A 20,255-nucleotide genomic window follows, 5' to 3' on the forward strand; every position below is an offset into this window, starting at 1 on the left:
GATTGATTTTCTCCTGACTGCCAAGCGAGACAAGGCAGCAGCCAAGCGTTTTTTCGACAAAGCCATGGAGGCGAACGGCACACCTGAAAAAGTCATGATGGACAAGAGTGGTGCCAACAAAGCAGCGATTGACGAGATCAACGCCGCTATGGAAATACCTATGGTGGTACGTCAGATCAAGTACCTCAATAATATTGTGGAACAAGACCATCGTGCGGTGAAACGGATAACAAAACCAATGCTCGGATTCAAATCGTTCCGATCAGCCAAAAGCATCCTGGCTGGTATCGAACTCATGCACATGATTCGCAAGGGTCAACTCATAATGGAAGGCGCAGATGATCTGTCTTTTGCCGACCAATTTTATGCTTTGGCAGGAAAAATCCGCTCTGTTTAATGATGGGCGCAATCCGTCTGCCAAGACTCCGTCTTGGGTTCGCTATTGCGACAGAACCTTATTTGGCGTCTGCCCGACGCTCAGTATCTGCATGCCGGTTTGATCAGACACGGTGACGTAACGGATCAGGCTTTCGTGCGGATCGGATAAAAGTTCCGACATAAAGGCATTGAGAACCTTGAGATCGCCGCTGCTTGCATAGGGACTTAGTGATAGATTCAGCGTGACAGCGTATTCGTGCACAAGGCGATACGCATTTTTTTTGACGGCGTCGTCCATTAAGCGAAAGCTATTCCAAATCAGGGCCCAAAGTACCAGGCCCTGAACTGCGACGCTGATGAGTATAAATTTGGCACGCAGCGATAGATTCAAAAGGCAATTCCCACAACTAATTTTCGTAAAATTATCAAAAAAACTTTTTTCTATTTAGAAAAAAATACGTCGATGTCGCATCAATTCAAGCCGGTTAAACCCAGATTTTCCATTAGGCGCACCTGCGGTGCTATTGGCATGCTGACGGCGCATTTTCGGTCATTTTTTCTGCCCTTCGTTGCCAATAGCGCGCTATTGGCGCCTCATTCGCAGCAAAACTACCTCGAAAAGTGCATCCGTCATCATTGCCAATCCTTATGGAAATTCTGGGTTAAATCGATCTTTTTTTTGGGGGTAAAGATCCATTTTTAATCAAAAATTGATGCGACATCGCCAGCCGTCCACATAGCGCTAAAATATTCCTTGAAGTGAAATGGATAAGAGTTTGGAGTCACCAAAGAATGGGTAGCTGTAATGCGATTTATCTTTGGTGACATCGTATTGCAATTTCAGCGCGGTATTTTTTCTGAAATCCCAGCGCAATGACAGGTATTGCGTTTTGCGCCCCTCAGTCGGTTCGTTGACGGTCGTGTATTGCGAGTAGGTGTACATCGGAGTCCATGCACCATATTGATATCCGACACCAAACAGCGCGTACTTATAGACATTATTCAGACCCTTGGGCGGATCAACTTGCTCATAACGATCGACTTCCGCCTTGATGAGCCAATTCTTGTAATCCATATTGGCAGAAATGCCCATGATCTTGGTGGACTGGTCATCGACAAAACTCAGGCGAGTGCCGTCAGGGTTGTCTTGCCAGGTGCTGTCCTTGTAATGCATGAACATCGCCCGAACATCAAAAATGCCATTGTTAACGGCGACCGAACCACCGAGAATTTTCTTCCAGGATTCATGGGTGGGCGTGGTGTAGTAGATCAGGGTGTCATACGCATCATGTTTTTGCGTATAGCCACCGGTCCAGGCGGTGACTGTCGTGGCCCAATCAGAGCTGCCCAACTGTGTGCGATAACTGACATTGGCGCCGTTGTAGGCGTAAATCGGCCAGCCATAGACGTCAGGCGCCGGCCTTACCCAAGGGTAGGCATAGCCAATGTACAGGTAGTCGCTGTAGTAATATAGAGGAATACGCATTTTGCCAAACTGAAAAGTCCAGGCGGAATCTTCTGCCGGGGTCCAGGTCGCATAGGCCCAATCGACTGTCGGGCGCGAGCCCTCGTTAGGATTATTCGCCCGAATCACGAGCTGAGCGGTCGCTGAAAAAGTAGGGGTGAAGTCTTTCTTGATCTGTACGCCGATCAGCGATTCTTGATTGAACTGGAAGCCCTTATTTTTTTGATAGACGCTGGCATATTCCCAGCCTTGTATCGTGCATGGACAATTCCATTGCTGGTAAACCCAGGGATCGCTGCTGCCAAGTGCGGAGCCGCTGAGAATTTTTGCACCGGTTAAATTATAGAAACCTGTCAGTTTGAAAGTGCCGTCTTCTGACAAGTCAATCGCCGATGCCATCGTTGGGACGAGGCTTACAAGAGCCAGCGCCAATAATGATTTTTTCATTGTTTAATCTCCGAAAAGAGGAATAAAGATGGCCGAGCTTCAAGGAATCGTAGCAATGACCTTGACGCTGTCATCGACTGCCGATTTTTCGATATATCCGATGGCATTTACATTCTCGCTGACGGTTTTTTTGATATCTGCACTTGATTTGAACTCTTTTGGCGGTTTTCCTTTACCTGTGAATACGATCCTGGCCCAGATGGCTTGGACTTGAGCTGCTTCTTTTTCCAGCACTTTTTTATAGAATTCCGCTCGTATCGGGGCGTCGGCCGCTTGCTCCACCGGGGTAAATTGAACCGATCCGCCGAGAAAGAATTGCGCCGCTTGCGATGAGGTCATTCGCGTGGCTGGATTTTGCGGGTTGACGATGATAACTAGTTCTGCTGAAGCGGGGAGCGCAATCGTCGATAAGACCGCGGCAATTACGAAGGGATATATTGCACGTTTCATAATTTTTCCTATTCTTCCACATAAATGATCAACATCTAAATATATGAATTTCAATCACTTTTTGAGTCTACTCCTATTGCTGATTAAAAATAGTCTGGCTGTTGGAGTTTGGCAACAGCAACTAAAAAGGATATTCCAATAATGCATTAACCAATGCAGATATCAATGCTGGCTACTAAATTCATCATTATGTTTAACGATCAAGTATCGACAATTTGTGTGTTCTAACTCTAAAATTAACCAGTTAGTCCTACTAGTAATCCCCATATGCAAATCAGATTTTATTCTCCATTTAAGACAGCTCCGTGACATTGAGGAAATTTTGGGTTTTAAATGGAGAACAATTCCAGAGTCATCAATATCTACCGCACCACTTTCATCAAAGTTGACTCGATCAACAGACGACGGGCGTTGGTGCACTTCGAACTCGAAAAGCGGTTGATGGTACGATGCGGCCTCAATTTTACTGATCGACCCGATGCCCAACAAACACAACGACTGTCGCCGTCATCATATCCCGAAGATGTCGTTCAAGGTTCAGAATTGGCCGGAATATGAAGCAGGATTACGCCGGCGTGGGAGTCTGACGTTGTGGATTGATGATGCCGTACTGGATCGGTGGCAGAGTGTCGGACCAACTGGTCAGGCTCGCTATAGGGATATTGCCATTGAGACGAGTTTGATGCTGCGCATGGCGTTCAATATAGCACTTCGTCAAACTGAAGGATTGATGGAATCAGTACTGACATTAATGAACCTGACGATCACGGCGCCAGATCACACCACGGTCAGTCGGCGGTCGGTGGGCCTGACGGTAACGAAGTCACCATCAGCACCAAAGGGACCGCTACATGTGCTCATTGACAGCACAGGTTTGCAGGTCTTTGGCGCAGGACAATGGCTGGAAGAAAAACATGGCGCCAAGTCGCGCCGCACCTGGCGTAAATTGCATCTGGCCGTCGATGCCGACATCGGCATGATTGTCGCGCAGGTTCTCACCGATCAGCATACGGATGACCCATCTCAAGTGGGGCCACTACTGGATCAGGTCGACGAAGAAATCAATCAAGTGATGGTCGATGGCGCCTATGATGGCGCGCCCACTTATCAATTGATCGCACAATATGGTGGCGATATTGAGGTGGTTATCCCACCGCGCAAGACCGCCGTTCCCAGCATGGAATCGCGTTCGCCAAGTCAGCGTGATCGCCATCTTAACAAGATCACGACAGAGGGCCGGTTGGCGTGGCAAAAAGCCACTGGTGATGGCCAGCGCGCTCTGGTCGAAACCACCATGGGCCGTTATAAATCGATCATCGGCCATCGACTGCGTGCACGGAGATTTGGGGCGCAACAAACCGAGGCCGCCATCGGTGTTGCTGTGTTAAATCGCATGCTCGCTGCAGGACGCCCAAACTTCGTGCGCAGTCAGACAGTCTCAGCATAAATGATCAGGGGTTGGGGTACTTTTAACTTCAACTTTTAAGTGCACCAACGCCTATCGTAGTACCTAATCGCTTCGTAAACAAGGTATTTATTAGGGTTCACAGAAAAGTTTCCTGATAGAGAGAAGCGCGGTTTCTCCTGTTAGTGCATCAAAGACCTTTCATTGACGCCACATGAAGGAAAATTCATAGTGCCACCGATTGAAGTAAGTGGACACCAATTGGCGGAGTTCTGTCGCATTAGCTAGTGCGACAAAGTCTCTTTGTCGGACCCGCTTCGATGCTCGTCTCTATGCCAGATAGCGTATAAATCTCGCACAGGCGTTTGACCAAACTCATATGCATAAAATACGGTTCTGTCGCAATAGGGGGTTGTAAGCGTAAACCGGCGGAATTGGTCGGATAGGCGTTGGTGCACTTAAAAGTTGAAGGCGAAAGTACCCCAACCCCTGATCATTTATGCTGGGACTGTCTGACTGCGCACGAAGTTTGGGCGTCCTGCAGAGAGCATGCGATTTAACACAGCAACACCAATGGCGGCCTCGGCTTGTTGCGCCCCAAATCTCCGTGCACGCAGTCGAGGGCCGATGATCGATTTATAACGGCCCATGGTGGTTTCGACCAGAGCGCGCTGGCCATCACCAGTGGCTTCTTGCCAGGCCAACCGGCCCTCTGTCGTGATCTTGTTAAGATGGCGATTACGCTGACTTGGCGAACGCGATTCCATGCTGAGAACGGCGGTCTTACGCGGTGGGATAACCACCTCAATATCGCCACCATATTGTGCGATCAATTGATAAGTGGGCGCGCCATCATAGGCGCCATCGACCATCACTTGATTGATTTCTTCGTCGACCTGATCCAGTAGTGGCCCCACTTGAGATGGGTCATCCATATGCTGATCGGTGAGAACCTGCGCGACAATCATGCCGATGTCGGCATCGACGGCCAGATGCAATTTACGCCAGGTGCGGCGCGACTTGGCGCCATGTTTTTCCTCCAGCCATTGTCCTGCGCCAAAGACCTGCAAACCTGTGCTGTCAATGAGCACATGTAGCGGTCCCTTTGGTGCTGATGGTGACTTCGTTACCGTCAGGCCCACCGACCGCCGACTGACCGTGGTGTGATCTGGCGCCGTGATCGTCAGGTTCATTAATGTCAGTACTGATTCCATCAATCCTTCAGTTTGACGAAGTGCTATATTGAACGCCATGCGCAGCATCAAACTCGTCTCAATGGCAATATCCCTATAGCGAGCCTGACCAGTTGGCCCGACACTCTGCCACCGATCCAGTACGGCATCATCAATCCACAACGTCAGACTCCCACGCCGGCGTAATCCTGCTTCATATTCCGGCCAATTCTGAACCTTGAACGACATCTTCGGACTATGATGACGGCGATCGTCGTTGTGTTTGTTTGGCATCGGGTCGATCAGTAAAATTGAGGCCGCATCGTACCATCAACCGCTTTTCGAGTTCGAAGTGCACCAACGCCGTGACAATGTGCACACTTTGATAGCAGTCTATTTCTATTGCGCGTTGTCGTGCTACGACAATAAAACAACAATTGACGTTGCATTGCTATTCAACGACAATAAGAAAATGAAAACATTTGACGACATACAAATTAGCCGGCCACAACTCGCAAAAGCCTATTTGGCGATGCTTCAAAGCCAACTCGGTCGGCCTATCGCACTTTTTGCACCGCGCCGCATCGGCAAAACCTATTTTCTCCACAACGATCTTACCCCAAGCGCCAAAAAGGCAGGATTTCTACCTGTGTATGCCGATCTTTGGTTACAGCGCGGCTTTCCGCTGGAAGCGATCAATTACGCGTTAGAGCAAGCGCTGGATGATGTTACCGTGCCATCGGGTGCAGTAGGGAGAATCGCCAAAACACCTGTCAAAGCCATCGCTGGTGTCCAGTTTGGAGAAGAGCCACAGCGTCGACCATTACCAGAAAAGGCAGAATTGCGGTTCGATGCTTTGATTGTCAAACTCGCTAAGGCATCAGGTAAACGCATTCTTCTCATGCTAGATGAAATTCAAGCACTTGCAACAGCGTCAAATGGCGATGCCATCATGGCATCGATCCGAGCAGTCCTGTCCAATCGGAAGAACGAGGTGTGTGCTGTTTTTACGGGATCATCGCAAGATGCCCTGAGCCAGATCATGTCTTCCGTCGGGGCTCCCATGTATCAGTTCGCTCAGATTCTCGATTTTCCGTTTCTGGACGACGACTATTTGCAGCTCCTCATTGGTCATTTCGAATCGGTTCACGCAGAAAAGTCGATCAACTTAACGGATTTGCGCAAAGCATTTGAATATATCGGTTATAAGCCGGAATTGATTAAGGACATCGTGAAAGAGATGTCGGCGGAGGGAAGTCCAGACGTCGCATTTGCGTTACATAAATTCATTACTAGCGAAAAACAAACGACAGGATGGAACGCAAATCTTTATGCACTACCAAGACTAGAACAAGCATTGCTGGTGGCTCTTTCCCACGGGCTAGCGCCGATGGCGAAGGATACGCTGGCGGCGTTGACTCGCACCAGTGGCGAGGCGGTGACGGTTTCCAAGGTTCGCGCTGCGTTAGATAGATTACGAAAAACAGGTGTGTTGGCCAAGCCTGAAGGCATGTATGTGATCGAGGATAAACTGTTTGCTGACTATATCTGTCGAACCAATGCACTCACGCACGTTAAAGGCGACACGCAAAGACTGCCAACAAAGTGAATACTGGTATTGACCATATGATGGGCGTTGTTGAATAATTCGACGGATGGCCATAGGCGTGTACCCTCTGGCATTATTTTCTGAAATTTCCGTCCAGGTAGATCCGTGCCGTACAAACACAGCCAAGACCGTCGCCATAAATTCGAGAAACCGCGCTACAAGGTAGCGAATTGGAAGGGACTCTAAGAGACCGCCAACTTCATTATGTTTCAACCACTGACATGGACTTTCAATAAATTTTACGTGAATACCCTGTCGGCTCTCTTAAAAACACTCAGCTAAATTTCACGTACTTTTAAAACATAATCTGATTATCAATATTTTCATTACATTTTGTTACGTAAAAAGGTACTTTAGTATAAAGATAGTGATAGTATCAATTTAATAATATATGCTTTTAGAGCAAAAGTAATAGGGTTCCACGCCCTAAGCCACGTAATCTTTAGAAACCATGCCCGGAAGGTTTTCGCATGAAATTTCAAACCGAAAGTGTTTTTCGTGCAGGTTTCTCAACCAAAAATAGCCCAAAATCGAGAGTTCTTAACTATGACCGCCAAACAGGTATTTCCCGTTAAAAGCTGTACCAGTATTAGGTTCCAAGCCGATTCTGAAATTTTCATGGATTAGGGATTGGAACCCCTATCCAGCAATGGCTACCCGAACCGTTACACGGCCAAGGCTGGCGACGTGCTGCCGCTGCTTGCCAAGGGCATCCCCGACCATAGCGACATGACGATCATCGGCGATGACTACGTGAGATTTTGTCGCGTAAACGGAAGCCATCATAGCCTTAGTGTAAGCTTGGACGTTTAAAAACACGCGAGTAGAGATGCAAAAGACAAAACGGCCGCATTATCAGTGCATTCATTATGGAGAGTTAATTGAAATCATTCAAATTTATACCACTTGCATTTAATGCAATTATCGTAACCACGTTGCTGGGCTTGTCGTTTTCAAGCATCGCAGCGAGCTCAACACATTCTTTTAGCGGGGGATTTTCGAAATCTTCAACTTCGTCGGCTTCTAAATCGAGCGTGACTCCTTCTTTACCCACAAAACCCACAAAATCGACAAGTTTCGGTTCTTTTGGCAACGCAAAAAAAACGGATGCTGTTCCGGCTGCGGAACCCAAGTCGGCCATGGCTCAAGGCCTCGACACTAAAGCATCGCAAGCAACTGCACTTCAAACACTGAATGCGCGTGAGGCCGCGAAAGCTCCCCCATCCGGATTTGGGAACTCGTCGAAAGATGGTGCTTTTACTCCCTCTGCGCAATATTCGCAAAATTCGGCAGTTCTACCTACACAGCAACTGCCTCCGGTTATGCAAGCCCCCGTATATGCTCCTGCTTATAGCGGCGGAGGCGGAAACGGAATTTCATGGGGTAGTGCAGCCCTGGGATTTATGCTTGGAAGAGCAACCAGCCATGATTCTAGTAGGGACTATGAATCAAATCGCCGTCGCGATAATGCAGCTGGTTCTTCGGGAAATAACGACCAATTCAGTGCGCAAAACGGCGTATCGGGAATGACTTCCAATAAGGAATCTTTTACTTCGGCCAGATCGCCTCAATCCACTGGGCTTGCATTAAGCTTACTGAGGATTGTTCTGTGGATACTTCTTCTCAGTGGAACATCGTGGATAGTGTGGCGTCTGTTCTTTAAAAAGAAGGCTATTGTCACTTCATCATCGACACACTATTCTTTACGTTAGGAATGTTATGAGCTGGACTGATTCAATTAAATATATTAAGGGGATTGCCTCTAAGCACGGTGTCGATTCCTTAAAACAAGATTCTCGATCCGATGATGGTTTGCCTCTCGGTGCCAAAATAGGCGGACTCATCACTTTTCAAATTACGCCATTTGTTCGCGCTTCTGGAGCAGGATCATTCGTGTGTACTCCGACTGCCAATGACAGCATCATCCGCTCTATCGGTCACGTCAATCTTGATTTTCCAGGAAATATTTATCGTTACTATATGGAAACTGGAGATGATGAACCAAAAAAGGAAAAATTCCTTCAAGTGGTTATTGATGAGACTGGCACCGTCATCGAAACAATGTACTGCTCATCTATCACGAGATTGATTCCCGAGTCAGAAGACGATCAGAATGCCTTTACTGGTGAAGGTGGCGTCGGCCTTGGTCAACTCACCTATACATTATGGAAAGACCAATTACTTGATTGCGGCTTTTCTGAGTCCGAAATGACGTTAGCATTTAGAGATTCGGATCAACTAGATTACACACGAGAGGTAGGGTCGGGGGAGTACGTGAAACCATTTAATGGCACCGAGGTTCGCATTGACGATGCCCAAGGCGTACATGGTATTGAAGAACAGATTTGGTTCACGCCTTATGTTAGGTCTCTCGCTGATGGCAATCAAGAACACTTGTTGATCACCACATCGGTAGTGAATAGCCGCGACGGGGATTCATCACGACGAAGTATCTATGTTGACTTCATGGTAGGCATTATTCTTGAAAAAGAACGCATTACTATCCAATAATTTTTATTGTAAGGCTGCATTTGCGGCGATAACATTGTTTGGAGAACTTTATGAGTGGTTGGGGACTAACAGCACGCCTTTTAGGCAAACATTTCGAGGTGGTCGGCAATAAACTTTCTGAGACAATTGCTTCTTGGGATCCTGAAACGGCAACCGAAGCCGATCGTGATCGCCTTCAAGCTACATTGATGGAAACCGCACAAAAGTTAGCTTCTGCGCGAGCGTCGTTCGACAAAGAACACGATGACGTTGAAAAACTGCGTACTATGATCGCAAATGATGAAAAGGTAGCAACTTCATTGGGCGACCGCCTCGCGGCCGGTTCCATTTCCGAATCGGCAGTTAGTAAGTTCTGTGATGAGTTAGAAGCTGAAAAGTCACGTCTTCCACAGGAAATTCAGGAAGAGTCGGACGCCAAAGAATACATGGGTCAACTTCAACAGGTTGTGGATGCATTTTCAAAAAGTCTGGCCGAATTCGACGCTCAAGCAAAGAAGAACTTGCAAGCTCTGGCCTCAGCTCAGTCTCAAAAAGATCTTCAGGGCTTGCGCATTGAGCGTCAGGAAGAACTTGATGGCTTAAAAGGTATAGCGGGGCATTCCTCAGCGATGGCAGCGCTGACCAGGAAGGCTCAAGAGGTCAGCAACCAAGCTGCGGGTATGCGTATTGTTGCTGATATCAATCAAAAACCGATCGACGATGCTCAAGAATTGGATAGTATCCGCAAATCTGTCGCTATTGGTGCCACAACCGAATCTGTCGTGGACCGATTGAAGCGACTGTCGGCCAAACCGGATCAGCAAACGGCACAATAGCGCGAAAATTAAGGTAATGCCTTTTTTTCCCGGAAGTGATATTGCAATGCAGTCTTAATATGACGTTTTGACCAAATCCGTAGTGGCCGGTGTATCCAGTCTTGAACATGCTTAGTGAGCAATTGCTTCTTTGGCTCGTGTTTTCTTGCCGCTATAACCAGATTTGGTTTGAATTTTCTGACCTAGAATTTGCTCTGTTATTACGTTCAGCCACAATTAAATACTGTAAAAATATTTTAAGGAGTACCAAATGCAAGGTGCAGGTGGATCAGAAGGAGGCGTAGGGAAATTTTTTATTGGTCTATTCATGATGTGCGGTGGCTTTTACATGCTTTTTAACGCCGTCATGGTGCAATCGAGCTTTAGCTTGGGTTACGGCATGTATGGGCTGCAAGCATTTGGCAGCAACGTTAACGTCACCAGTGGCATGATCATGATTCCCTTTATTATCGGTATTGCGATGATTTTTTACAACGTCAAGAGTCTCCTCGGTTGGATATTGGCATTTGGTTCCTTGGGCGCATTAATTTTTGGAGTGATCGCTTCACTACACTTTAATTTACGCAGCATGTCTTTATTTGAATTGATCGTCATTTTGATTTTAGCGTTTGGCGGATTGGCATTGTTTTTAAGTTCGATGCGCAGTCACAGCAAAACGTATATGACTTAACTGATGTTGGTTGATATGGGCGTTGGTGCACTTAAAAGTTGAAGTTAAAAGTACCCCAACCCCTGATCATTTATGCGGGGATTTTCTGACTGCGCACGGAGTTTGGGCGTCCTGCAGCGAGCATGCGATTTAACACAGCAACACCGATGGCGGCCTCGGTTTGTTGCGCCCCAAATCTCCGTGCACGCAGTCGAGGGCCGATGATCGATTTATAACGGCCCATGGTGGTTTCGACCAGAGCGCGCTGGCCATAACCAGTGGCTTCTTGCCAGGCCAACCGGCCCTCTTTATTGATTATGTCCAGATGACGGTCACGCTGACTTGGCGAACGCGATTCCATGCCAGGAACGGCGGTCTTGCGAGGTGGAATAACCACCTCGATGTCATCCCCATGTTGCGCGATCGTTTGATAAGTGGGCGCACCATCATAGGCACCATCGGCCATCACTTGATTGATTTCTTCGTCGACCTGATCCAGTAGTGGCCCCACTTGAGAGGCGTTGTTGAATAATTCGACGGATGGCTATAGGCGTGTACTATCTGGCATTATTTTCTGAAATTTCCGTCCAGGTATCTCCGTGCCATACAAACACAGCCAAGACCGTCGCCACAAATTCGAGAAACCGCGCTACAAGGTAGCGAATTGGCCTGAATACAACGCCGCACTTCGGCGGCGCGGCGACTTTACCATCTGGTTTACAGAGGAGGCAATCGCCGAGTGGCGTCCGGTCAAGACAGGGGCGCGCGGTCGGCCAAGGGAATATTCCGATGTGGCCATCGAGGCGACGCTGTTCATCCGCCAGGTCTTTCATCTTCCATTGCGGCAGACTGAAGGGCTCATGAACTCACTTGCCCTTGTCATGGGGGCCGACATCAGCATTCCGGATTTCAGCTGCATTTCCAAGCGGAGCATCGGCTTGCCAAGGCATGCCTTGATCAAAGCACTCGAGCCGGGCAGCCTTGTCATCGTGGACCCCACCGGACTCAAAGTCTACGGAAAAGGCGAATGGCACCAGGAAAAACATGATGCTGCCGCCCGGCGCACCTGGCGCAAGCTGCACCTGGCGATCGATGAAAATCATCAGATTCTCGCCTGCGAACTGACGACACCGGAGGTGGGCGACACAACGGCCGTGCCGGATCTGCTCGATCAGATCACGACACCATTTGCAACATTCATGGGTGATGGCGCGTACGACGGCGAACCGGTGTCGCGGGCGGTGTTGGCGAAACAGCCCGATGCGCAAGTGGTCGTTCCCCCGCATAAGACGGCGGTCGTTTCCGACACCGGCATGACCCAACGTGACAATCACATCGAGACCATCGCTCAGATAGGGCGCATCGCTTGGCAGCGGATCACTGGCTACAATTTCCGCAGCCATGTGGAACTGGCGATGCAGCGGTACAAGCGCATCTTCGGCAACGCGATGAAAGCGCGCGGGCTGGCGCAGCAGAAAACCGAGGCGTGGATCAGTGCGTCTGCACTTAACCGGATGACAAAACTTGGTATGCCGGTGTCAGTGAAAATCTGAACAAGGCCTGAAACACGGAACATTTTTGCCGGGATTCGATTAATTCAACAACGCCGTGGCACATCAAGCAGTCAATTCCCCACGGCCGACACCGCGCTCCAGAAATTTGCGTCCTCTAGGCCCATTGCCCACACGGAGACGCCGGCCAGTTTGAAGGTCGCCGCATACCTTGCCTTGACTTGAATACTCTGTGGAGTTTCATACCACACTTCATGCGGTGACCCATCCGCCGCCTTATAGTCGATAAAGGCCGAATTTGTCGCGGCGTCCCACTTCGGTGCCGCTCCGGTGGAGGCCAGCAGTGCGGGCATGTCCTTCCACGCTACTTGGTTCCCTGCGTTGGTCGTTACGTTCCAGTCGTACCCATAGGCTGGCAGTCCCAGCAGAATCTTACTTGAGGGGATTTGCGCCGCCGCATACTGCAGCGACGCCTGCATCCAATCGCTCCCCGCGACGGGGCCGGGCGCCGAGCCCGGGACGTGCTGGTCATAGGTCATCACTTGAAGATAGTCCACGTTTTGCCCCAGTGCAGCGTAATCGTAGGGCCATGACCAATCATCGTTCGCATCGTCGGCGGTCTTGGCCGGCACACTGAGCATCAGGGTCGAATGGATGGCGTGCAATTGCGCCGCCAAATCCGATACAAAGCTGGAATACGCATCTCGATCTGCGGGGTAAATGCCTTCAAAATCGATATTGATGCCTGTCAGGCCCGAAGTCTTTGCGAGAGCGACGATGTTTTGTATAAAGACTGCGCGGTTCGTCACCATCGCCCCGTGCGCGATTGCGGGGTCGAAGTCAGCCGCACCAACGTTGGAGATGCAGGCGTAAAACGTTTTCCCAGCCGCCTTGCCGCCGGACAGTAAACTGGCCGAGAGCATTCCGCTCAAGCTGCCGTCCGAAGCCGCGCCGATCTGGTCCATCGACACCGCGTTGACAGGCGTGGCCGTCGCCGTGGCGGATGTCATGGAATCACTGCTACCCGTGAAATAGCCAAGCACAAGCTTGGAAGACGCGACTGACGGCGCTACCGGGTTCGGTGCGGGGGATGAATTGCCACCGCCACCGCAGGCGGTGAGAACAAGGGAGAAAAACAGGGATGCGGAGACACGAGTGTAATTCATGGGAGGTTTCAAGTATCAAGTATCAAGTATCAAGTGCAACACTGGGTTTAATGGACTGAAGCGGGTTGAATCTGAAGCCTAGCAATATGTTCGGTATAACCTGTTTCCAGCAAGCGAGCAAAGCCAGCATTGACGCAGGGTTGACGCCAAACACATGTTTTCCGACAGGGCTGATTCTGCCGCAAAATTTTTCCTGCCAGCCCCGTAAAAAATATACGAAAAATAGTATCACGACGGTATACCACGCGTAAATCACAAGCTATAGGTTTTTCGTACATGTTAGTCGGTTACATGCGGGTATCGTCCGAATCGGATCGTCAAACTACCAACTTGCAGCGCGATGCGCTCATGGCGATTCTGTCGCGTTGACTAATGTAAATCAAACTTATCACTGGGATCTCATTCGTTCTCAAACTGAACGGATTTGTCCTGCTTAAGCATAAAACTGGTCGGCAAAAGACATCTCTTTTGTGCCACCAAACATCAGCTGGCCTTTACGAATCATGTGCATTAATTCGATGCCAGCCAGGACGTTTTTTAGCCGCGTGAACTGATTTGAATTCGAGCATTGATTTTGTTATTCGTTTTGGCGTTGGTGCACTTAAAAGTTGAAGTTAAAAGTACCCCAACCCCTGATCATTTATGCTGAGACTGTCTGACTGCGCACGAAGTTTGGGCGTCCTGCAGCGAGCATGCGATTTAACACAGCAACACCGATGGCGGCCTCGGTTTGTTGCGCCCCAAATCTCCGTGCACGCAGTCGAGGGCCGATGATCGATTTATAACGGCCCATGGTGGTTTCGACCAGAGCGCGCTGGCCATAACCAGTGGCTTTTTGCCACGCCAACCGGCCCTCTGTCGTGATCTTGTTAAGATGGCGATCACGCTGACTTGGCGAACGCGATTCCATGCTGGGAACGGCGGTCTTACGCGGTGGGATAACCACCTCAATATCGCCACCATATTGTGCGATCAATTGATAAGTGGGCGCGCCATCATAGGCGCCATCGACCATCACTTGATTGATTTCTTCGTCGACCTGATCCAGTAGTGGCCCCACTTGAGATGGGTCATCCATATGCTGATCGGTGAGAACCTGCGCGACAATCATGCCGATGTCGGCATCGACGGCCAGATGCAATTTACGCCAGGTGCGGCGCGACTTGGCGCCATGTTTTTCCGGATCTGTGGCGCGCCGAATTCGTCGCACTGGCAAAAGCCATGGGCGGCGGCTCTGGTTGGACATTATTGTCATGGTCTTCCAGAGAAGGACGTTTGCTTAATCATTGGGCTTCTGACCACACACAATTGTTAGCAGGTGCAACGCCAATTTTGGCATTAGATATGTACGAGCATGCCTATCATATCGACTTTGGCGCGAAGGCCGCCGCTTATGTGGACGCCTTCATGCAAAATTTACGATGGGATCATATCTACCGTCGTTACGGTGCAGCGGTTGCCGCCGACGCGGCGGCCTGGGGAATAGCGGTGGAAGTGTTTAGCAAAAACACCTTGGATACCTGCATATTGGATGTCCGTCGTCCTGAATTCTTCGCAGCAGGTAAAGACATTTTGCCGCAGGCGCAATGGCGCGATCCTGCGCATGTCGGGCATTGGAGTCAACAACTCGACCCGAAACAGCCTGTCTTGATTTATTGCGTACATGGATTGGATATTGGCCGCTCAACCACCTTATCTTTGCGGGCACGCGGTTTTGATGCGCGTTTTCTGGTGGGCGGAATAGAAGCCTGGCGTACCGCTGGTATGCCCCTAGAGTTAAAGGAGAACTAAGGTGCAATGGATTACTCGCGAACGCCCTAAAATCGATCGCATCGCCTGCCCTTGGCTGATCGTTCGTTTCATCGATAAAGCTGCCGAATTCCTGTATGTCCGCGCCAGCGAGGTGCGTAGTATTGCCACGGATACCGGCGCCATACCTTATGACATCCCCGACGTGGAACTGTCCCATGTTGGTGAGTTGTGCAGCTTCGATGCCTTTTTGAAAAAATATCAATTAAACGGTTCTGTCGCAATAGCGAACCCAAGACGGAGTCTTGGCAGACGGATTCCGCCTATCATTAAACAGAGCGGATTTTTCCTGCCAAAGCATAAAATTGGTCGGCAAAAGACAGATCATCTGCACCTTCCATCATGAGTTGACCCTTGCGAATCATGTGCATGAGTTCGATACCAACCAGGATGCTTTTGGCTGATCGGAACGATTTGAATCCGAGCATTGGTTTTGTTATCCGTTTCACTGCACGATGGTCTTGTTCCACGATATTATTGAGGTACTTGATCTGACATACCACCATAGGTATTTCCATGGAAGCGTTGATCTCGTCAATCGCCGCTTTGTTGGCGCCGCTCTTGTCCATCGTGACTTTTGCAGGTGTGCCGTTCGCCTCCATGGCTTTGTCGAAAAACCGTCTGGCTGCTGCCTTGTCCCGCTTGGCGGTCAAGAGAAAATCAATCGTCTTGCCTTCCTTGTCCACTGCACGATAGAGGTATTTCCAGGCGCCTTTGACCTTGATATAAGTCTCGTCCATCCGCCAGCTTCCACCGACCGGGTGCTTGTGCTTTCTGAATATCTTTTCCAGTAACGGCAGAAGTCGAATCGCCCAGCGGCTGACCGTTGAATGATCAACGAATACACCACGCTCCGCCATCATTTCTTCGACATGGCGAAGACTCAGCGGGTAGGCTGCGTACCAGCGCACGCAGGTCAGCATTACTTCAAGCGGATAATGCATTCGTTTGAGTACCTTGCGTAGCTCGTCTATCATTACATGAATCACAAATTTTGTCGGATCGGCAGTCTAACAGAGACGGTTTATTGCGACAGAACCTCCTCTGTATCGTCATCAATCGTTTGGTCGCGTCATGTCTTTACGTGGACGCAATGATCTTGATGTCAGCATTTTTTCACCTAACGGCCGTGGCGGGAAAAACTATACTTATATCGATCAGAAACGGGCTGAGTACAAGGCAACAATTACAGAGTATCCAGGAATCTTTTCGAAAGAAGTGTACTTCTGGGGCGTAGGCAATATGAAAGCAGTCGAATTTTTATTGTCAAATTATATTATTGGAATCGGCAAACGTTCGAATGCCGGCGCCGGAGAAATTGCACAGGTTCACGTTGAAGAAATAGAGGAGGATTTTTCTTGGGTAACACGTAACGGTGACCCTGCTCGACCGCTTCCATTAGGAATCTGGAGCAAGATAGGAGGCAACGAAAGACCGTTTATACCCTTGGCGGTTTGTGTCCCGTATCATGCCGGTCAAGAGGTCGATGCTGTTTTCCCGCCGAAACGAATAATTTGACCTATATATTTGATACTTTCAAAAACACTCAAATAATCAATTACTTACGTAAGGGTCAATTCTCAATGGTTAAAACCATCTCCCCAGTATAAGTCATTGATAAATCTCACAAATTCAAAATAATTTAATTGTTCACCGCCGTATAGGCGGTTTTGAAGAGTGATATTGCATTTGCGCTTGGTCGGAATAAGTTCACCGCCGTATAGGCGGTTTTGAAGAATTTTGATATCTGCATTAACCGACTTCTTGGGTTCACCGCCGTATAGGCGGTTTTGAAGCGTCAGCCTCCACGTCTTTATCGAGAATGAATGTTCACCGCCGTATAGGCGGTTTTGAAGTATCTTAAGCAAGTCGCAGCGCAGAAGAAAGCGTTCACCGCCGTATAGGCGGTTTTGAAGTGAGACTGTCTCTCCAAAGAAATCATCTCAAAGTTCACCGCCGTATAGGCGGTTTTGAAGGTCAATAAGATATCTTAGTTGGAAGACTGGTTGTTCACCGCCGTACAGGCGGTTTTGAAGTAAACCAATCAGCATCAAAACTTTTTTTCAGTTCACCGCCGTATAGGCGGTTTTGAAGTATTTCGCTTATAGTGGCACCAATGGTTAAAAATTTCACTGCCGTAAAGGCGAATTTGAAGTTTCTCATTTTGCAGGATGGTTATTTTTTTCAGTTCACCGCCGTAAAGGTGGTTTAGAAGTGGCGTGAAGAAATGCAAACTGCTTTGATGCCGTTCATCGCCGCACAGGCGGGTTAGAGGTTCTTAGATTAATTTTTAAGTATTTACCGCCGCGCAGGCGGTTGTTTTTCAAATGACTTCGCGCTATTTATTTGCAAAGAGTTGGCCGGGAAGCTGGAAATTTTCGCCAAAAAATTACTGAATATATTGATATAACAATATATTTTACAAACAAAAATTGAAACCAACAATCTAATGTTGGTTCAATTTGTACAACCCAAAAAAAGGGGGTAATCGACCTGACGGCGCAAATTGATACGGTTACCTGTATCCGCTTACCAAGTCTAGCCCGTGTACTACTCCCCCTTTATAACGATGCTACAACACGACCCGCGCCAACGCTATTAAGCAGGCCTGATATAAGGGCGTCCGGCCGGACCCACCGGACCCAGACCATATTTCATTTCGTCGCTAATCAGGCCTAGCCAGCCAGCTAGTGTCGCATTCATATTGACAAAATTCCAGTCGTTAAAATCGAGGTTGTCGCCATTAAAATAGCGCGAGCCAGTAAAACTGTTGTCCACCGGCTGTCCCAAGCGTCCGCCGAACTTCACCCACACCTCGCTACCGATAGGGTTATTCGATGCGTCAAGGCCAATTAAGCGATATTCGCTGGGTGTCCAAACCTTGGACGTAGTGATGTCGCTCGAAAGCGCGTCTCCAAAATCGGCGACGCCAGCAATTTTTTTCTTGCTTATCCAATCGCCCGTTGCCTTTTGGTTGAAGGTGCCGTGCGCGTTAAGAGAACTGTGAACGATGACGCGCTGGCCAGAGAAGGATACGGCCGCAGCAGCGTAGTCGGTAGCGTCGCCGTGCGACTCGAAGCAGACGTCGGTCACTGCGTAGCCACCCGCGCTGAGGGCTAACTTAACGGTTACACGCTCAAGGTCACCTGGATGACGCGCATAATCATCGATGATGCAATAGAATTCGCTGCCGACCCGCAAGGCATTGCATGTTTGATGGCCGTTGTAGGCACAGATGATCAGGTAGGTGATTTCGATATGATCACTAAACTCCTGTACCGCGTAATATTGTGGCGTCGTAAGTCCCTGTCCGCCGTACTGGTTAGGGTCAATCTGCAGGTAAAAATCAACGTCGCAGTATTGTTCGAGCATTGCTTGGGTTGGATTGGGCATGTCTGGAAGATGCCAGTTCCAACCATCAAGTGAACGGGACGCCCACAGTTGGGACGAGTGCGAATCGGTATAGGTCATGCAAATGCGGTCGGCAAAGGGAGCAATCGCGGGTATCGATGTAAATTGTCCCTCGATTTGGGCCGCAGGAATCCACGTCAAACCGTTACTGGATGTGCTCACCCACAACTGTGAACTGTTCGAATCCGTATACACCATCCATAACGCGCTCTGGAAAACTGTCAGCGCCGGCACCGACGTACCCTGGGCCTCGATCTGTTGTGCTTGACTCCAGTTGTTACCATCAGACGAACACGTTACCCACAACTGCGAACTCCTCGAATCCGAATAGACCATCCAGAGAGCGTTGTTGAACGTCGCGATGGCCGGAATCGACGTGCTCTGGCCGTCGATTGGTTGGACGTGGGGCCAGTTCAAGCCGTCGGTTGATGAAGTCGTATACAACTGTGAACTGTTCGAACCCGAATAGACCATCCACAGCGCATCATTAAAGACGGCGAGCGCAGGCACCGAGGTGAACTGGCCAACGATCGGCAGGGCCGAGCTCCAGACGCGACCATCTGCGGAATTGGTCACATATAACTGCATCGTGTTTGGGTCAGCGGTCACCATCCATAGCATGTTATTGAACGCCACCATGGCCGGCACGGTAGTTTTATAGCCAATTTCGGTCGCGCCGTCCCAACTGAGGCCATCCGCGGAGGACGTGACGTAGATAAAGTCAGAATTTGTGTCCTTATAGGCCATCCAGAGCCGATTGTTGAAAACGGCGAGCGCTGGCACCGAGGTGTGCTGGCCATCGATCTGGATCGCGGGCCAATTACGGAGAACGCCATTTTCCATCATGTATTCGATCGTGCACGGCAAAAAATCTTCGTATTGATGAAAATTGATGATAGGGGCAAATTGCTGAACAACTGAGATAGGTACAGTCATCGCGATTCCTTTATAGCATCTTGGGGGCGGAAATCAGGGGCTGGAATGACTAGGTCTACACTAATCGATTACTTTGCATTTAGCGATGATCTATGTTTCCCAGTGAAGTCATACTATAACAATCCGCAACTTGTTGATATAAAAATATTGATATTTATATATTGTAAATTTTTTGATATCAATTATTATGGCGATTTTCTATTGACTCTCTGGTTTCGTCTTTTTCTTCGCACTAGTCATACGTCAAAGTACTTTGGAAAGAAAATAATTACTTGTATACGATGAACCAAGGTCACAGTTTTACTTCCAGAAATGTACTAACATTTGGCTAGAAGAGCAGGAAGCTTTTAGTCAATATCGACGCCAATAAGATATTGGAAAACCGCATTGGATGAGGATGATGAGGGATGGCCAGTCTAAATTTACGGAAATCATGAAACGTTTATTTTTTTCGAGGGGATGGGTATACATTGCCAGTTTCTGCATTTTTATTTAAATTCAGAGACTTCAGGCAATTTTTG

18 protein-coding genes, 4 pseudogenes and 1 CRISPR repeat array are annotated in these 20,255 nt (G+C 48.8%); of the genes and pseudogenes, 11 read left to right on the forward strand and 11 right to left on the reverse strand.

Annotated elements, in window-relative coordinates; translation table 11 throughout:
• Positions 1-397: DDE-type integrase/transposase/recombinase (locus tag AAKU61_RS18485; protein WP_354334656.1), on the forward strand; the 397-nt coding region annotated here is incomplete at its 5' end.
• Between the two features lie 42 nt (positions 398-439).
• Here the strand turns inward: AAKU61_RS18485 and AAKU61_RS18490 are convergent.
• The 3 genes from AAKU61_RS18490 to AAKU61_RS18500 all read right to left on the reverse strand — a co-directional run bounded on the left by AAKU61_RS18490 (position 440) and on the right by AAKU61_RS18500 (position 2,740).
• A complete protein-coding gene (locus tag AAKU61_RS18490) occupies positions 440-769 on the reverse strand; it encodes a hypothetical protein (protein ID WP_354334657.1) in 330 nt (109 codons plus the stop codon).
• A gap of 351 nt (positions 770-1,120) precedes the next feature.
• Positions 1,121-2,290, reverse strand: coding sequence for a porin (locus tag AAKU61_RS18495; RefSeq protein ID WP_354334659.1), 1,170 nt, complete (start codon positions 2,288-2,290; stop codon positions 1,121-1,123).
• A gap of 39 nt (positions 2,291-2,329) precedes the next feature.
• The gene (locus AAKU61_RS18500; RefSeq protein ID WP_354334661.1) at positions 2,330-2,740 is read right to left on the reverse strand and encodes a type 2 periplasmic-binding domain-containing protein; all 411 of its coding nucleotides are present in this window, start codon (positions 2,738-2,740) and stop codon (positions 2,330-2,332) included.
• A 478-nt stretch (positions 2,741-3,218) separates the two neighbouring features.
• Here AAKU61_RS18500 and AAKU61_RS18505 point away from each other — a divergent pair, with 478 nt between their 5' ends.
• Positions 3,219-4,187 (forward strand): IS5 family transposase, encoded by a 969-nt coding sequence (locus AAKU61_RS18505; RefSeq protein WP_354334663.1) that lies wholly within the window; start codon positions 3,219-3,221, stop codon positions 4,185-4,187.
• 455 nt (positions 4,188-4,642) lie between these two features.
• Here AAKU61_RS18505 and AAKU61_RS18510 read toward each other — a convergent pair whose 3' ends face one another.
• A complete protein-coding gene (locus AAKU61_RS18510) occupies positions 4,643-5,611 on the reverse strand; it encodes an IS5 family transposase (protein ID WP_354334665.1) in 969 nt (322 codons plus the stop codon).
• A gap of 58 nt (positions 5,612-5,669) precedes the next feature.
• Between AAKU61_RS18510 and AAKU61_RS18515 the strand changes: the two genes are divergently transcribed.
• Complete coding sequence (locus tag AAKU61_RS18515; protein ID WP_354334667.1) at positions 5,670-6,926, forward strand: ATP-binding protein; 1,257 nt, start codon at positions 5,670-5,672, stop codon at positions 6,924-6,926.
• Positions 6,927-7,565: 639 nt separating this feature from the next.
• Here AAKU61_RS18515 and AAKU61_RS18520 read toward each other — a convergent pair.
• The gene (locus tag AAKU61_RS18520; RefSeq protein WP_354334669.1) at positions 7,566-7,712 is read right to left on the reverse strand and encodes a hypothetical protein; all 147 of its coding nucleotides are present in this window, start codon (positions 7,710-7,712) and stop codon (positions 7,566-7,568) included.
• Between the two features lie 95 nt (positions 7,713-7,807).
• On the opposite strand from AAKU61_RS18520, the gene AAKU61_RS18525 reads away from it, so the two are divergent.
• From AAKU61_RS18525 to AAKU61_RS18540, 4 genes are all read left to right on the forward strand, one after another.
• Entirely contained in the window at positions 7,808-8,638 is an 831-nt protein-coding gene (locus tag AAKU61_RS18525; protein ID WP_354334670.1) for a hypothetical protein, read from the forward strand.
• A gap of 7 nt (positions 8,639-8,645) precedes the next feature.
• The gene (locus AAKU61_RS18530) at positions 8,646-9,437 is read left to right on the forward strand and encodes a DUF2491 family protein (RefSeq protein WP_354334672.1); all 792 of its coding nucleotides are present in this window, start codon (positions 8,646-8,648) and stop codon (positions 9,435-9,437) included.
• A gap of 50 nt (positions 9,438-9,487) precedes the next feature.
• Positions 9,488-10,252 carry a hypothetical protein gene (locus tag AAKU61_RS18535; protein WP_354334674.1) on the forward strand — a complete coding sequence of 255 codons (765 nt, stop codon included), beginning with the start codon at positions 9,488-9,490 and terminating at the stop codon, positions 10,250-10,252.
• 250 nt (positions 10,253-10,502) lie between these two features.
• Positions 10,503-10,922 carry a hypothetical protein gene (locus AAKU61_RS18540; RefSeq protein WP_354334676.1) on the forward strand — a complete coding sequence of 140 codons (420 nt, stop codon included), beginning with the start codon at positions 10,503-10,505 and terminating at the stop codon, positions 10,920-10,922.
• A gap of 70 nt (positions 10,923-10,992) precedes the next feature.
• Here AAKU61_RS18540 and AAKU61_RS18545 read toward each other — a convergent pair.
• Positions 10,993-11,424 (reverse strand): annotated as a pseudogene (locus AAKU61_RS18545) (transposase); the annotation flags it as partial.
• A 76-nt stretch (positions 11,425-11,500) separates the two neighbouring features.
• Between AAKU61_RS18545 and AAKU61_RS18550 the strand changes: the two are divergent.
• Positions 11,501-12,454 (forward strand): IS5 family transposase, encoded by a 954-nt coding sequence (locus tag AAKU61_RS18550; protein ID WP_354334678.1) that lies wholly within the window; start codon positions 11,501-11,503, stop codon positions 12,452-12,454.
• A gap of 71 nt (positions 12,455-12,525) precedes the next feature.
• Here the strand turns inward: AAKU61_RS18550 and AAKU61_RS18555 are convergent, their stop codons facing one another.
• The 3 genes and pseudogenes from AAKU61_RS18555 to AAKU61_RS18570 all read right to left on the reverse strand — a co-directional run.
• The gene (locus AAKU61_RS18555) at positions 12,526-13,578 is read right to left on the reverse strand and encodes a glycosyl hydrolase family 18 protein (RefSeq protein WP_354334680.1); all 1,053 of its coding nucleotides are present in this window, start codon (positions 13,576-13,578) and stop codon (positions 12,526-12,528) included.
• 433 nt (positions 13,579-14,011) lie between these two features.
• Positions 14,012-14,165, reverse strand: a pseudogene (locus tag AAKU61_RS18565) (IS6 family transposase); the annotation flags it as partial.
• A 53-nt stretch (positions 14,166-14,218) separates the two neighbouring features.
• Positions 14,219-14,758: pseudogene (locus AAKU61_RS18570) on the reverse strand (IS5 family transposase); the annotation flags it as partial.
• A gap of 68 nt (positions 14,759-14,826) precedes the next feature.
• On the opposite strand from AAKU61_RS18570, the gene AAKU61_RS18575 reads away from it, so the two are divergent.
• A complete protein-coding gene (locus AAKU61_RS18575) occupies positions 14,827-15,369 on the forward strand; it encodes a Fe-Mn family superoxide dismutase (protein WP_354334682.1) in 543 nt (180 codons plus the stop codon).
• A gap of 1 nt (position 15,370) precedes the next feature.
• Positions 15,371-15,598, forward strand: a pseudogene (locus tag AAKU61_RS22675) (chromate resistance protein ChrB domain-containing protein); the annotation flags it as partial.
• A 58-nt stretch (positions 15,599-15,656) separates the two neighbouring features.
• Here AAKU61_RS22675 and AAKU61_RS18585 read toward each other — a convergent pair.
• On the reverse strand, positions 15,657-16,364 hold the full coding sequence (locus tag AAKU61_RS18585; RefSeq protein WP_354334686.1) for an IS6 family transposase: 708 nt from the start codon (positions 16,362-16,364) through the stop codon (positions 15,657-15,659).
• A 97-nt stretch (positions 16,365-16,461) separates the two neighbouring features.
• Between AAKU61_RS18585 and AAKU61_RS18590 the strand changes: the two genes are divergently transcribed.
• A complete protein-coding gene (locus AAKU61_RS18590; protein ID WP_354334688.1) occupies positions 16,462-16,905 on the forward strand; it encodes a Csf3-related protein in 444 nt (147 codons plus the stop codon).
• A 130-nt stretch (positions 16,906-17,035) separates the two neighbouring features.
• Positions 17,036-17,602: a CRISPR direct-repeat array (repeat unit 28 nt; unit sequence GTTCACCGCCGTATAGGCGGTTTTGAAG).
• 383 nt (positions 17,603-17,985) lie between these two features.
• Here AAKU61_RS18590 and AAKU61_RS18595 read toward each other — a convergent pair.
• Positions 17,986-19,734: a hypothetical protein gene (locus AAKU61_RS18595; protein ID WP_354334690.1), complete on the reverse strand. Its 1,749-nt coding sequence runs from the start codon at positions 19,732-19,734 to the stop codon at positions 17,986-17,988.
• Positions 19,735-20,255: the final 521 nt, after the last annotated feature.

The sequence above is a fragment of the Undibacterium sp. GrIS 1.2 genome (assembly GCF_040544435.1).
Classification (GTDB): domain Bacteria; phylum Pseudomonadota; class Gammaproteobacteria; order Burkholderiales; family Burkholderiaceae_D; genus Undibacterium.